We start from the raw sequence: 15,552 nt of genomic DNA on the forward strand, positions 1-15,552 counted from the left end.
CCCTGGAAGGAACGCGCAGCGAACGCAGTGAGCGAGCATTTCTTCCACTGGTTCAAATCCGGTCCCGCGCACTCCATTTGCGTACGGATCACCGGACGTATCGACTATCACCTACCTTTTATGATTGCCGGCTATCTCAACCGGTATAATGGCGGACACTTCCGATCTCTTCGATGCTCTCCGGAATATAGCGGAGCAGACAGACGAAGACATGAGCGAGCGGGACGTGGAAAATCTATTTCTCGAACGAGGGTTCTACGACGCGCTCGACTACGAAGGGACCGGAACGGATCTCCGGAGCGAATTCACGCTACCGGACGATCGGCGGCCTGACTACATCACGCTCGACACAAACGAAGCCGTCACTGCAGTCTACGAGTTCAAGACGACCGGACGGGATCTGCCCCCTCACGAGGAGCAACTGTTTCACTACATGGATTACCTGCGGGCGGAGTACGGGGTTCTGACCAACGGCGAGCAGCTGCGGGTCTATCAGCGCGGGGACAGTCGGCCGATGCTCACCGTCTCGATGGGGGCGGTTACGGAGAGTCAAGCCCGGGATCTCGTCAGCGCGCTCCGGAAGCGGGAATTCGATCTCACGGACCCCGAGGACGTGAACAGATTCCTCGAAGATCTCGACCCGATTCCGCTGGACTCGAAGGCCGAGCTCGGACAGGAACACTTCTTCGACACCTTTCGGCTCGAAGACGGCAGTCCGTTCGCAGACCTCGTCACCGGAATGGTTGACCTCCTACACGAACTCCGGGACGAGCAGGAAGAGAAGTTCGTGAAAGGGGCGTACGACTTCTGGGAGGCAACCTATGCCGACGAGCCGGACGAGGTCCCTAGCTCTTGGGAGCCGTTCGTCGACGGCAAGCAGTCCCTCCGGGACTTCATGTTCTGTCTGGAGAGCGGACACGCGCTCCTCGCCCGGCTCCTGCTGGCGAAGGCGACCGAGGATCACGACTTCTTCGCCGGCACCGGCTACGAGGGAATGGGGAGCTACTTCCGCGGGTTGCAGGGCTTTGACGACTCTATCAATCTCGACGCCTTCCCCGTGGCTGCCGACAACATGATCGACGATATGCAGGATCAGCTCGTCGAAGGACTCTTTCAGGACGACATCTTCATCTGGTGGACCGACGGCTACGCCGAACAACTCTCGCGAGGGCACGATACGGGGCCGAGCCAGTTCGAGGCGGTTGCCGAGGGAACCGGAAGCGTCGAGCGAGTGAGCGATGCCACGCGGGACCGCTTCAGCCGCGCCGTGGCCGAGGTGTTCTTCAACGTCCTTCGATTCGACTTCGAGGACGTTGAAGGCGACCTGCTCGGTGATCTCTACCAGCGATACTTCGACCCAGAGACTCGCAAGGCCCTCGGGGAGTTCTACACGCCGCAACCAGTGATCGACTACATCATGGACGGCGTCGGGTACGAGCGCGGCGTCTCGAACGAGCGCCTCATCGACCCGTCGTGTGGCTCCGGGACGTTCCTCGTCGAGGCTGTCGAGCGGTACATCGCGGACGTGGAGAACTACGAGGACGACCCAGACTGGGAGGAACACCTGCGGGACCTCTGTACCCGGCCGCGTATCGTCGGGCTGGACATCCACCCGTTCGCCGTGTTGATGGCCCAGATCCGGTTCGTGGTCGCCATCCTGCCGGCGTATCGGGAGGCCAAGACCCAGAACACGGATTTCACACTGCGACGGCTTCCTATCTACCGGACCGATACGCTCCGCAACGAGCGGGAACTGACCGGCGCGGACCTCGGCGACGACGGCACGCGACAGATGACCTTCGACGCGATGACTGAGGACGAGCAGGACGTACGGATTCCCGTCCCGCTTCCGGTCGAGGTGGACGAAGACGAGGCCGCCGAGACGGAGGACGGCTTCCTCGTGCGTCGCGTGCGGATGCCGCTGTTCGACACGATCCAGTTAGAGACCGGCGTGAACAACTTCGGTGAGTATTTCGCCGCGCTGCAGGGCGTCCTCGACACCGTCAAGGACCACATGGCACTGGCCGAGGAGTTCGGCGGCGACTTCGACTGGGAGTACAAGAGCGGGCTGGAAGAACGAATCAACCAGCACACGTCACAGGAGTATTCGGGTGTCGAGGAGTTCTTCGCCCCCTACGTGGACGACATGCTGGAGAACGTCCGCTATCTCAAGGAGGAACACAACGACGGACGGCTGTTCAAGATGTTCGAGGACACCGTCCTAGCCCTCGTCGTAAAGAACTACATGACCTATGATTACGTCGTTGGGAATCCGCCGTACGTCCGCACCCAAAATCTCCCAGATAGACAGAAAGAGGTGCTGGACCGATTGTATGAATCCACAACTGGAAACTACGACATTTACTGTCCGTTCTACGAGCGGGGACTTGATTGGCTCCGTGAAGGAACCGGAAAACTCGGATTCATCACCCCGAACCAGTTCATGGTGACTGATTACGGTGAGGGTCTGCGGCGTGTCTTGCTTGAGAGAGCGCGCATCGAGGAGGTCTATGATTTCCGTGACTCCGGCGTGTTTGAAGACGCAAAGAACTACCCTGCTATCGTCATGCTGCAAGACGAGCCGGACCCAGATGAGCGTGAAGCGAGCGAAATCCGGTGTGTTAGAGTCAAGGCTGATACGAAAGCGCCAACGAACCGAGACCTCGATACTGCGGTCATCAAGGCTGTCCGCGAGCATCGTGGTGAGCCGGGATACGAGGACGAATTGATTAACGTGTTTGACTATCCGCAGGGGGATTTGGATGAGGGGTATTGGTCGTTGATGCCGCCCGAGGAGTTGGAAATCATCCACAAGATGGAGGCCGCAAGTGATGTGACCGTAGGCGATGTCACGGACTCTGTGTTTGCTGGAACTCAAACTAGCGCGAACAACGTTTTTCTGGTGACGCCTGTTGATGCCGACCGCATCTCTGCTAACGATACTGGCGATACAGTGACAGTGGTACCGAAAGGTGAGTCTCGTGAGTACGAGGTCGAGACGGATCCGCTCCGCCCATGGTTACAGGGCCGTGACATTAATCGCTGGCGTGGGGATTGGTCAGGCGAGCACGCTATCGTGCCATATGTTCTTGAGGAGGATGACGAAGGCAATCTAACGTCGAACCTCATCGAACAAGAACGGTTGGAGAGTGAGTTACCACTAACGTGGGAGTACCTGACAGAGCATCGAGACACCTTAGAGAGTCGTGAAGGTGGCCGGTTCGAGGGCCGTGACGACTGGTACGGGTTCGGATACCCCAAGAGCATGACCCGGTTTGAAGACCCGAAACTCATCTGCTCTGAAATCGCGGCAGAAGCGACGTTCATGCTAGATGACGTTGGAACGTGGTATTTCAAAGCCGCTTACGGTGTCCAACTTGAAGATGATTGGAAAGATAGGACAGATACGTTTGCCGCCCTCCTGAACTCTAACGCGCTCGACTTCTACCTAAAGCATTACACAACGCTGAAAGTGGATGGATACTACAAATACACCACCAACTACCTGACTCCGCTACCGATTACGTGGGGTGCCGATGAGGACCGCTCCGAACTTCGAGATTATCTGTCAGAGATTACGACAGCCTTAGATACAGAGAGTAAGACCGAGCGGTTCCCCGAAGCGTATCTGGGTGAGCACGACGGCGAAATGGACTACATCACCTATGAGTGGCAAACTCGCCGCTATCCGGTAAGTGCGGAAGTACAGGCCGACGTGGGAGGAGAGTACACAGTACAGGCGGGCCGTTCGGACGTAATTACCGATGCGGCAATGTATTCCGATGACGAGGAAGCGAGAAAACGGCGGGCTATGTACGTTCAAGAGGCTGTCAACGGGCGGAACGTGAAAAGCGGTGAGGAGACTACAATCCCGATTCCTCGTAGCGATGCCGGTGTAGAGACACTGTTGGAGGCACTACGGTCCGATGAGGCTACCGTGTCCGAGACTGATGTTGATGAATTGGAAGCCTTGGTTAACGATGTGGTGTACGAGATGTTCGGCATCACTCCCGAGGAGCAAGACGTGATTGAAGATTACTTGGAGACGTTCCGGGTGTACTGAGGTACTCCGCCCGACTCATTGGAAATTGGCCGCGGGTTACTCCCCTAAGACAGAATTACTTTTACTGAATTGAGATATTTTACTCAGGTGTCATGAAGATTGATTACAGTCGAATTTAGGGCCTGTCCCATGGGGGCTGCCGGTTCAAATCCGGTCCCGCGCACATAGCCGAGCATTCACACCCCGCCCTCCCAGTCGGGGACCGGTCGATACCCACACTCGCCGGTCCGCTCCAGGATCACCACGTACTGCGTGGGGCCCATCTCCTGTTCGTCGCCGTAGAAGTCGTTTCGGGGGGTGATGCCCATCGGGATGATGTCGACGAGCGAGCCGGGCTCGGGGCGCTGGGGGACGAAGTTCGGCGGGCGCTGGCCGAACTCGGCTTCGATCTCGTAGGCGTACTCGCCGTCGAGCAGGGCGCGAATGTATTCGGCGCGGGCCTCGACGCCCTCGTCAACGTCGCGTTCGCGCTGGTCGACGGGGATGTCGCGGAGGTAGAGCAGGTCCTGATAGGAGAGCTGAATGTACTGGGGGCAGGGGACGACGTCGTCCGGTTCGGTCGCGCCCCAGTGGTGGGAGATGTTCATGTCGTGGGGGAGGGCGGTCTCGTCGAAGGCCTGGTGATAGGTCTCGACGGTGGCGTTGGCCGGGGCGTGCTCGTCGAGCCAGTCGGTGGCTTCGGCGCGGGGGGTGGCGGCGTAGCCGGCGACGCCGGTCGCGGCGAAGGCCGTCGTCGAGAGTAGCAGGGCGGCGACGAGCGGGCGGGCGAGACCGGGGCGGCGCTCGTAGAGGGTGACGAGGCCCGCGGCGAGCAACAGGATGGCGAGCGGGAAGGTGGGGAGCAGGTGGTGGGGGCGGAAGTCGTGCCAGGTGGTGAGCACGAGCAGGAAGATCACGAGCGCGGCGGCGACGACGGTGCCGGCGTCGCGGTCGCCGCTGGATCGGAGGCTGGCGATGCCGGCGGGGACGCCCACGAGGAGCGCGACGGTGAGCGGGAGGCCGAAGGCGGCGAAGTACGCGCGGAGGAACCACCACCACGACGGCGCGGTCGGGCCGACGACGACGGAGGCGCGGTTGGCGGCCTGGCCGAACCAGCGCTGCCAGACGGACGCGAAGTCACCGACGAGCAGGCTGGGGAAGCCGAGGGCGATCCCGAGCGCGCCGATCGCCATCCCGCCGACGAGGAGTTTCGGTCGCCAGTAGGCGGCCGGGACGACGGTGTCGTCCGCGCGGATGCGCGCCAGAAAGCCCAGTCCGCTCCCGAGTGGCGTCGAGCGCTGGCCGTCGGCCGACCCCGCGCGTTCGGTGCGGCGGACCCGCAGCAGGTAGCCAAGGCCGATGACGGGGACGATCAGGCCGGCGGTGAGCTTGAACGCGACGGCGAAGCCCCCGAGCGCACAGGACGCGAAGAACAGTTTCCGGGAGCCGGTCTGGACGTACCGGACGAGCAGGTACAGCGAGCACAGGAGGGTGAAGAGCGCGGGCACGTCCTCGCCGGCCTCGTGGGCGAGCATGAGGAGGCCGAACGTGACCGCGAGCAGGAAGGCCGCGAGGCGACCGGTCGGGCGGTCACGCATCGCGACGCCGAGGCGGTAGGTGACGTAGACCGACCCGACGGCGAGACAGACGTTGGCGAAGCGGCCGGCGGCGATGACCCCGGACCAGATCCAGGCCGGCGTCTCGTGCCAGACCTGCCAGTGGCCGTACTCCCATCCCGTGGGATAGATGTCCGCTATCGCGCCGCCGTCGCCGACGAGAACGGCCAGGACGACGACGGGGAGGATGGCGACGGCGTAGAGGTAGAACGTGGCACCGAAGGGTGCACGGCTCCAGGTGACGCCCTCCCGGAGTGATTCGAGGCTGGGGTCGTCGAGGACTGCGCTGTAGGTAACCAGCGGGTCGAGCAGTCGGTCACGTTCGTCGTAGGTGGCGAAGTTGGGGACACGGTGCCAGAACCAGAAGGCGGCCAGTGCGAACGCGCCGAGGAGGATCGGAGCGAGGTAGGGGTCGTGCCGCAGATCCCGGCGGATCTGCCGTTTGATACGCACGACAGTGTTCGTCACTGTTGACATCTATTCGTGAGTGGAAACTACTGAGGTATCCGTTTTTCGGGACGGAGACGGCCGACACCGGCGAGTAGTTCCCGGTCGCTGAGAACGGGGTGGGATAATATAAGTGGTGAATGCATTCGTCTAGCCGTGTACGAACGTATCCTGATTCCGACGGACGGGAGTACGGGGACGGCCCACGTGGCCATGCAGGCGATCGATCTGGCCGAGCAGTACGACGGCACGGTGTACGTCCTCCACGTCGTCGACGAGACGGCGAGTTCGCTGCTGGAAGCCACCGGGTCGAAAAACGAACTGGAAGAGCAGGGCCAGCGCGCAGTCGAGCGCATCGAGCGCATGGCCCAGGTCCACGGGGTCGACACGGTGACGGAGATCGAGACTGGCGATCCGGCGACGACGATCCTCGACTACGCCGGGGAGATCGACGCGGACGTGATCGTAGCCGGCACACACGGTCGGTCGGGCGTCGAGCGGCGCCTCATCGGCAGCGTCGCCGAGCGCCTCGTCCGCCACGCCGACTGTCCAGTGATGACCGTCCGCCTGCCCGAGTCCGACGAGACGGTGACCGACGCCGACGAGGCGCGCGAACTCGCCACGGAAGCGCTGGCGGAGAGCGACCACGGCGACGGCGAGGTCACGGGCGTCGAACGACAGGTCAGCGTCTGGGTCGTCGACATCGAGACCGACGACGGCGAGTCGCTGGTGGCCTACATCGACCCGGTGACCCAGCGGACGAGTATGGTCGCGCGGCACTGATCGGACGGTTCGGGCCACCGGCCACCGGCGAGTCCGGAAACCGGAGAGCACTTACCCGACAGCGCCACACCGACAGGTATGCGAATCGCCGACCGGATGCAGGTCGAGGGCGGGAGAGAGCGGATCACCGTGGTCCCTGAGACGCTCGACGACCTGTGGCACCTCACCTACATCATCGAGCCCGGCGACGAGGTCGGCGGCGACACGACGCGGCGCATCCAGCGCAACGACGACAAGATGCGCGATACGGGCGGCGAACGCGAACACATGTACGTCACCCTCGCAATCGACGACGTGGAGTTCGCCCGCTTCGCCAATCGCCTCCGGGTCGGCGGCGAAATCGTCGACTGCTCCCGGGAGGACCAGCTGGGCCACCACCACACCCTCAACGTCGAGGAACGCGACGAACTGGAGATCGAGAAACGCTGGAAGTCAGACCAGCTCGAACGGCTGAACGAAGCCGTCGAGGCCTCCGAGAACCCCGACGTGGCCGTCGCCACCGTCGAGGAGGGCCAGGCCTACGTCCACACGGTCGCCCAGTACGGGACCGAAGAGCGCGCGAGCATCACCGCCCCGACAGGGAAAGGCGAGTACGCCCGCCCCCGCGAGGAACTGTTCTCGGACCTGACCGACGTACTCGGCCGTCTGGACGTGGCCGCGATCATCCTCGCCGGCCCCGGATTCACCAAGCAGGACGCACTCGACTACATCGAAGACGAGAACCCCGACGTTGCTGAACTGATTACGACTGTGGACACCAGCGGGGTGGGCGACCGCGGCGTCCACGAGGTTCTCAAACGCGGCGCGGTGGACGAAGTACAGGAACAGACCCGCATCGCCGAGGAGGCGGACCTGATCGACGAGTTGATGGCCCAGATCGGAGAGGGCGAGAAGGCGGCCTACGGTCCGGAAGGGACGGCCAAGGCCGCCGACTTCGGGGCTGTCGAGCACCTGCTCGTGCTGGACGAGGCGCTCCGGCGCGAACGGGCCGAGGAGGGCGAGTGGGACGTTGACGTGGACGATATCGTCGAGTCGGTCGAGCAGCAGGGCGGCGAGGTGACGGTCTTCTCCAGCGAGTTCGACCCCGGGATGCAACTGGCCAACCTCGGGGAGATCGCCGCAATCTTGCGCTACCGGCTGGAGTGAGGGTGCGCCAGTCGGACGGGCTCGGCCGCCGTTTCCCGATCTGTTACGGGCCGAACAGTTTTGAGGGGGTATTCCCTTGGTCGAGTCGATACGGGTCGACAGATGGGTTCAGAAGGGGCAGACGTCACGTCACAGGTCGCCGACCTCAACAAGTACGGACAGGCGCTGAACAACTGCGAGTCCGTGGAGGAGATCGTCTCGCTCAGTCTGGAAGCCGTCTCCTTGCTCTTCGGGTTTCCCTACACCACGTTCGTCGAGGTGCGCGACGGGGACCTCCGGGTGGTCCACAGCACGTACCCGGCGGTCTCGGCGGGGGACGAACCGCTCGCGGTCGCCTACGAGGCCTACGAGAGCGGTGAGACGACAGTCCGCAGCGGCGAGGCGGCTGGCGAGGACGCGGACGGCGTCGGCGCGGCGCTCGCGGTCCCGGCGACCATCGCCAGCGACGTGGTGGCGATCATCGTCACCCGCTCGGTCGAGAACCGGGAGTTCGGCGACGATGTGGTGAGGCCGATGGAGATTCTCTCGACACACGCCGCGACGGCCATCGGAAACATCAGGTCTCGCGAGCGCCTCGAACGCGCACGTCGTGATCTGGAGAAGCGCAAGGAGATGGTCGAGATGTACGACCGACTCCTGCGCCACGACCTGGGGAACGATCTGCAGGTGATCGCGGCCTTCTCCGAGGAGATCGCGGAAACCGTCGAGGGCGAGCCCGGCGACTACGCCGAGCGCGTCCATCGGACCGCAGAGGGCGCGATGGACCTGATCCGGCGCGTCGGCGATCTCGTGTCCACGCTCGAACGCCAGGACGAACCGAAGCCACGCTCGCTCTCGAAGATTCTCTCGGCGGTGATCGCCGACACCCGCGACCGGTACGAGACGCTGACGGTCGCGTACGATCCCGAGGAGTTCGACGTGCGCGTCTTCGGCGGCGACCTGCTGGATTCTGTGTTCACGAACGTCCTCACCAACGCCGCCGTCCACAACGCTGGCGAGGTCCACGTCCGCGTCCGACCGGTCGAAGCGAGCGAGGATCGAGTCACGGTCTCGATCTCGGACGACGGCGGCGGGATCCCCGACGACGTGACCGACACACTGTTCGAGATGGGCGTCAAGGGCGAGGACAGCGAGGGGACCGGGTTCGGACTCGGGTTCGCCAAGGCACTCACCGAATCCTACGGCGGCGACATCGGCGTGACCGAGAGCGAGCGCGGCGGCGCCGACTTCCGGATCACGCTCGACCGGGTCTAGTCCTCGTCGGCCAGTCGATCGACGGCGTCGTTGATCTCGCCGACGCGTTCGGCCTGGGTGCCGGTCGCGGCCGCGATATCGTCGGCCGCGTCCGATACGTCACGGGCACGGTCGACGGCCTCGTCCACCATACTGGCGATCTCTTCGGCACTCGCCGCCTGGTCGTCGGTCGCGTCGGACACCTCGCGGATCCCCTGTGACGCCTCGGTGACTGCGTCGGTGATCTCTTCGAGATCGGCCATCGCGGCTTCGACTGCCTCGATACCCCGCTCGACGCGTTCGGTGGTCTCGGCCAGTCCCGCAACGGTCTCCTCGGTGTCGGCCTGAATTCGGTCGACAGTGGCCTCGATCTCGGCGGCGTTTTCCTGTGACTCCTCGGCGAGGGTCTTCACTTCGTCGGCGACGACGGCGAAGCCCTCCCCGGCCTCGCCGGCGCGGGCCGCCTCGATGGAGGCGTTCAGGGCGAGGATGTTCGTCTGGTCGGCGATGTCGTCGATCACGTCGACGATCTCGTCGATCTCGCCGACCCGGTCCCTGAGTTCGTCGAGGTCGTCCGCGACAGCGTCGGCGGACTCGCTCACGTCCTCCATCACGTCGATGGCGTCGCCTGCGGACTCCTGTCCGGTCTCGGCGCGCCGTTCGGCCTCGTCGCTCGTGGCTTTCACCTGATCGGCCGTCGAGGCCAGTTCCTCGATGGTGGCGCTCATGTCCGAGACCTCTCCGGCGATGGTGTCCATGTTCTGGCTCTGTTCGGTGGTGAGCGCGTCGATCTCGTCGGCGTTGTCGGCCACGTCGTCGGCGGTCGCCTGAAGGTCTGCGAGTGGCGCTTCCACCTCCTCGCTGACGGCGCGGGACTGTTCGCGTCGGCGCTCGGCCTCCCGCTCGGCCTGCTCGTTGTACGAGTGGATGTAGGTGTCCATCGCCACCTGCTGATCGAGGTTGATGGCCTTCGTGAGCGCGAGCGTGCGCTCGACGACCTCGTCGACGGCCTCGTCGACGGCGTCCTCCACCCCGTCCCCGTGGCTCTCGACGGCGTTTTCCTTCGCCGCCTCGCCGATCTCGGAGAGGAGACCCCGGTAGTAGATCGAGTAGGCACCGAGATAGATCCGCGGGCCGAGATCGAGCATGTCGTGGATCTTCCCGATGCGGGCGCGACCCTCGAAGTAGTCCCGTCCGTACTCCCCGCGGCCGAGATCGAGGAGATACTGACGCTGGGTGGTCTTCAACTGTTCGACGGTCTTGCTGGAGCGCCCGAAGATATCGACCGTCCGGTCGTACCCCGTCAGGTGGTCGTAGAACTCCTCGACGAGGTCGTCGGCACAGTCCTCGAACAGGCCGGCCATCCCTTCGAGCGTCGCAGCAGTATCTCCATCGAACGCAGTGAACTCCTTGCGCCAGGCGATCTCGTCCCGATCGAGACCGATATCGGCGGCGAGATCGCCCCCGTCGACGCCCCGTCGCTCTGACGGTGTAATAACTTCGTCGTCTGACACGTCATGGTCCGGTTGGAGGCTGTTACTCATTACGCGTCCGGATCGGTCTCACCGATAAATACGGCACGGCGCAGTTATCAGACCTGATAGAACACGACGGTGAGACGGTATTGGTAACGTGTGTCGTAGTGTTGGAGTTACGAGAGTTCGGACGGAACGGCGTCACCGGATCTCGAAAGAGAGGCCGTCGCGGGCGAACCGCACGTCACCGTCGTAGCGTTCGGCAACCGAGTCCAGCATCTCCTCGTGGTGACCCTCCGTGTGTGGATAGAGATGGGTGAGGTACACTCGCCCGATGTCGGCGTCCGCAGTCGCGAACGCCTCGCCCAGCGAGTCGGGTGTCGGATGGTTCGACACGTCCACGTCGTCGGGGAACGAGCAGTCGTGGGCGAGGACGGCCGCCCCGTCGAAGAACGTGACCAGTTCGGGGAAGGCCTCGCTGTCGCCGCTGAAGCCGAACACCGGCGGGTCGGTCTCGCCGTCGCCGTCCGCGGAGTGGGAGAGGCGATAGGCGTTGCAGGGCAAGGAGTGGCGGGTCTCCATCGCTTCGCCGGTGAAGCCAGCCACGTCGAAGGACTCGTCCGTGTCGGCCCCCACCCCCCGCAGAGTGAGATCGATCCGGTCCTGCATGTACTCGTGGACCGAGAGCAGGTCGTCGACGAGGTCGGGCGTGCCGGGCGGGCCGACGATCTCGAGGGATTCCTCGCCAGCCAGCCAGCGGGCCTTCATGAGCGGCAGGAGGTCCGCGACGTGATCGAGGTGGTGGTGGGTCAGGAGGACGGTGTCGATCCCCTCGTATCCCGCCTCCGTCGTCGCGAGGGCGTGGAGGACGCCGCTGCCGCAGTCGATCAGCAGTCGATCCCCCGCCGCTTCGAGCAGGATGCCAGTCTGGAACCGTTCGCCGGTCGGCATGGCGCTTCCGGTGCCGAGGAACGTGACGCGCATGTCCGACCCGTCGACACGCGCGGCAAAAAGACCGGGGACCGACCACATGGGGCCGGCCCGATCAGGACCGGTCGCCCTCGAACGCGTCGAGCCAGTCCCCGACCGCCGCCTGCAGTGCGCCCGCCGTACTGCCCAGGTTGAGCATCTGGTATCCCCGATCGACTTTCTCGTTCACGTCGTCCATCCCGAACCCGAGGCCGCCGACGGGGACGCCGGCCTCGACGGCCTTCGAGCGGACGGTCTCGACGGCTTCCCTGACTTCGGGGTGGTCGAGTTCGCCCGGGTGGCCCAGCTGGACCGAGAGGTCGAGGGGACCGACGAAGACGAATCCGAGCCCGTCGATGTCGAGAATCGCGTCGAGTTCGACCAGCGTCTCTCTGGTCTCGACGGTGACGCCGACCATCGTCTCGGCGTCCTCGGTCGCCACGTAGTCGTCGGCCATCCCCCACCGGCGGGCGCGAGGGGCGGCGAGTCCGCGTTTGCCGGGGTCGTCGCCGTAACGGAACCGGGCCGCTTCGACCGCCCGGCGGACTTCCTCGGCACCCTCCGCCCGTGCGAGGAAGACGTTCCGGACGCCCGCGTCGAGGGCCTTCCTGATCCCTTCGGGCTGGCTCGTCGGGACGCGCACGAGCAGTTCCGTGTCGGTCACCTCCGCCGCCCGGAGCAGGTTCTCCAGCGCCCCCGCGTCCCAGGGGCTCGGGCCACCGTGTTCCAGGTCGATCCAGACGAAGTCCAGTCCGAGGTCGCCGTACAACTCGACCAGCGTCGGGCTGTACGTGCTGTCGAGAACGCCCAGCGCGACCTCGTCGTTTTCGAGACGCTCCCGGAGCGCGTTCGACCGCTGTGAGTCCGGCATGGGTCCGATATTGGATCGGGAGTTCCGTAAACGCACCGCGGCGTTTCACTTTCACCGCGCGGTCCAAACCGACTTGGGAGCCTCGCCCCAAGGGAGGCCAGGATGGGAGAGCGCGAGTCGCTCGTCGAGTCGTCGGTAGACTTCGATCCCGCGGCCGTCGAGATCGACGACGCCGACGTGCTGGAGTCGCTCGAACCCGTGGTCCGGGAGTGGTGGGTCGAGCAGTTCGGCGAGTTCGTCCCGGAGAACGGCGGCTACTTCACCCCGCCACAGAAGGAGGCCATCCCGCTGATCCACGAGGGCACGAACGCGCTCGTGGCCTCGCCGACCGGCTCCGGCAAGACCCTAGCCAGCTTCACCGGCATCATCGACGAGTTGTTCCGCCGGGATCGCGCGGAGGGTCTCGAAAACAGCGTCTATTGCCTCTATATCTCCCCACTGAAGTCGCTGGCCAACGACATCCACCGGAATCTGGAGGTCCCCCTCGACGGGATCACCGAGAAACTCGACGACCGAGGGGAAGACGTCGAAATCCGCCACGCGATCCGGCACGGCGACACCCCCGATAGCGAGCGCCAGCGGATGCTGGAGGAGACACCACACATCCTCAACACCACGCCGGAAACGCTCGCAATCTTGCTGAACTCGCCGAAGTTCCGGGAGAAGCTGAAAACTGTGGAGTACGTCGTCGTCGACGAGATCCACAGCCTCGCCGACAACAAGCGCGGCACCCACCTCTCGGTGTCGCTCGAACGACTGGAAGCGCTCGCCGAGACCTCGCCCACCCGGATCGGCTGTTCGGCGACGGTCGAACCGCTGGATACGATGGCGGAGTTTCTGGTCGGACGGGCGGAACCGGGCGGCCCTGCGAGGGAGTACGAGATCGTCGACACGCGCTTCGTCCGCGAGTTCGACGTACAGCTCACCTGCCCGACGGACGACCTGATCAACACGCCACGGGACCTGATCACCGACCGGTTCTACCGCGAACTGCACGACCTGATCGGGGACCACACGACGACGCTCGTGTTCACGAACACCCGGTCGGGGGCCGAACGCGTCCTCCAGAACCTGCGGGAGCGCTACGACGGCTACGACGAGTCCAATTCGGGCTGTCACCACGGCAGTCTCTCGACCGACGAGCGCCAGCGCGTCGAGGGGATGCTCAAAGCCGGCAACCTGGACGTGGTGACCACCTCGACGAGCCTCGAACTGGGGATCGACATGCCCGACCTGGATCTGGTGGTGCAGGTCGGCTCCCCGAAATCCGTCGCCGCCCTGCTCCAGCGGGTCGGCCGGGCAGGCCACCAGCTCGGCGAGACGGTGACCGGCCGGGTCGTCGCGCTCGACCGCGACGAACTGATCGAGTGTGCGGTGATGCTCAAGAAAGCCGAGGAGGGGTTCGTCGATCGGGTGTTCGTCCCCGAGAACGCACAGGACGTGGCCGCCCAGCACGTCTACGGGATGGCGATCGAGGGGCCCCGGCCCGAGCGCGAGATCAACGGGATCCTCCGTCGGGCCTACCCCTACCGCGAGTACGGTGACGACGAGTGGGAGCAGTTGCTCCGGTACCTCACCGCCGACTACGAGGGGCTGGAGGACCGCAACGTCTACGCCAAGGTCTGGCGCGACGAGAACGATCCGCCCGACGGGGAGTACCACTACGACGACTTCCCCGTCGGCGAACCCCTGATCGGCAAGCGCGGCCGCCTCGCGCGGGTCATCTACATGACCAACATCGGAACGATCCCGGACTCCTTTACCTGCGACGTGATCACTCGCAACGGCGACGAGTGGGTCGGGCAACTCGACGAGGAGTACCTCGACACGCTCGAATCGGGCGACGTGTTCGTGCTGGGCGGGAGTAACTTCCAGTTTCGATACCGACGCGGGTCGAAGGTCTACGTCGACCGGACGAGTGCGCGCCCGACGGTCCCCTCGTGGTTCTCCGAACGCCTCCCGCTGTCCTACGATCTGGGCCGGGAGATCCTGACCTTCCAGCGGGACCTCGTGGACCGGTTGACCGATCGCGGCCCGGCGGCCGTCCGGCACTGGCTGCGGGAGTTCCCGCTCTCGGACGACGCCGTCCGCGCCATCACGCGAATGTTCGAGCAGCAGGTCGAGTACGCCGGGCCCGAGAGCGTCAGCACGGACGACCGACTGGTGATCGAGACCGAGATGGACCGGGACGCCTACGAACGCCACTACTACGTTCACTCGAACTACGGCCGGCGGTTCAACGACGGCCTCTCGCGGCTCCTGGCCTACCGCGTGGCCCAGACCGCAAACGCCAACGTACAGGTGGCGGTCGCCGATCACGGGTTTACCCTGTCGATGCCACTCAACCGGAAGATCGACCTCGCCGGGATCGTTCGCGATCTGGAGCCCGCAGACGTGCGTGAGGACCTTAGGAACAGCTTAACGGGGACCGATCTCCTGAAACGGTACTTCAGGATCGACGCGACGCGGGCGCTGATGATCCTGAAACGCTACAAGGGCTACGAGAAGTCTGCGAGTCAGCAACAGGTCTCCAGCGACATGCTCCTGAACTTCGCCGAGGAACTCGACGACTTCGCCGTGATAGCGGAGACCTACCGGGAGATACTGGAGGACAAACTCGACGTCGCGGCCATCGAGGACGTGCTCGGGGACGTCCAGTCCGGCGACGTCGAAGTCGTCTCCCACCGGGTCGCGTCCCCGACCCCGCGCGCGTTCGGACTGGCAACGCTGATGGCCTCGGACGTGGTGCTCGCCGAAGACGAGAGCGAGGTCCTCCGGGAGTTCCACGAGCGCGTCCTCGAGGAAATCGACGGCGAACGGAGCGTCACGACCGGCGGATCAGGGTAGAAAGGTTCACGTACTGTGACACCGGGGATCGACGGTCCAGCGAGAGGGCCGAAAGGGGACGCTACCGGCCGTGATACGCGGTAGCGGCGGTAAGTCGTTCCGTCGATGTGTCGCGAAATCCCC

General features: G+C 64.4%; 9 protein-coding genes. 5 read left to right on the forward strand and 4 right to left on the reverse strand.

The features are described from left to right. Window positions 1-148: 148 nt before the first annotated feature. Entirely contained in the window at window positions 149-4,063 is a 3,915-nt protein-coding gene (locus BV210_RS01505; protein ID WP_077204933.1) for an Eco57I restriction-modification methylase domain-containing protein, read from the forward strand. A 176-nt stretch (window positions 4,064-4,239) separates the two neighbouring features. Here the strand turns inward: BV210_RS01505 and BV210_RS01510 are convergent, their stop codons facing one another. Next, a complete protein-coding gene (locus tag BV210_RS01510; protein WP_077204934.1) occupies window positions 4,240-6,135 on the reverse strand; it encodes a glycosyltransferase family 39 protein in 1,896 nt (631 codons plus the stop codon). A 126-nt stretch (window positions 6,136-6,261) separates the two neighbouring features. Between BV210_RS01510 and BV210_RS01515 the strand changes: the two genes are divergently transcribed. From BV210_RS01515 to BV210_RS01525, 3 genes are all read left to right on the forward strand, one after another. Then, the gene (locus BV210_RS01515) at window positions 6,262-6,888 is read left to right on the forward strand and encodes a universal stress protein (protein ID WP_077204935.1); all 627 of its coding nucleotides are present in this window, start codon (window positions 6,262-6,264) and stop codon (window positions 6,886-6,888) included. Window positions 6,889-6,966: 78 nt separating this feature from the next. Beyond that, a complete protein-coding gene (locus tag BV210_RS01520) occupies window positions 6,967-8,034 on the forward strand; it encodes an mRNA surveillance protein pelota (RefSeq protein ID WP_077204936.1) in 1,068 nt (355 codons plus the stop codon). 102 nt (window positions 8,035-8,136) lie between these two features. Continuing rightward, a complete protein-coding gene (locus BV210_RS01525; RefSeq protein ID WP_077204937.1) occupies window positions 8,137-9,288 on the forward strand; it encodes an ATP-binding protein in 1,152 nt (383 codons plus the stop codon). Here the strand turns inward: BV210_RS01525 and BV210_RS01530 are convergent. From BV210_RS01530 to BV210_RS01540, 3 genes are all read right to left on the reverse strand, one after another. Beyond that, window positions 9,285-10,811, reverse strand: a complete 1,527-nt coding sequence (locus BV210_RS01530; protein ID WP_077204938.1) for a globin-coupled sensor protein — start codon at window positions 10,809-10,811, stop codon at window positions 9,285-9,287. The genes BV210_RS01525 and BV210_RS01530 overlap by 4 nt on opposite strands. A gap of 132 nt (window positions 10,812-10,943) precedes the next feature. Beyond that, window positions 10,944-11,726 (reverse strand): MBL fold metallo-hydrolase, encoded by a 783-nt coding sequence (locus BV210_RS01535; protein ID WP_077204939.1) that lies wholly within the window; start codon window positions 11,724-11,726, stop codon window positions 10,944-10,946. A gap of 61 nt (window positions 11,727-11,787) precedes the next feature. After that, window positions 11,788-12,582 (reverse strand): HpcH/HpaI aldolase/citrate lyase family protein, encoded by a 795-nt coding sequence (locus tag BV210_RS01540; RefSeq protein ID WP_077204940.1) that lies wholly within the window; start codon window positions 12,580-12,582, stop codon window positions 11,788-11,790. Between the two features lie 102 nt (window positions 12,583-12,684). Between BV210_RS01540 and BV210_RS01545 the strand changes: the two genes are divergently transcribed. Further along, entirely contained in the window at window positions 12,685-15,429 is a 2,745-nt protein-coding gene (locus BV210_RS01545; protein WP_077204941.1) for an ATP-dependent helicase, read from the forward strand. Window positions 15,430-15,552: the final 123 nt, after the last annotated feature.

This window comes from Halorientalis sp. IM1011 (assembly GCF_001989615.1).
Lineage (GTDB): Archaea > Halobacteriota > Halobacteria > Halobacteriales > Haloarculaceae > Halorientalis.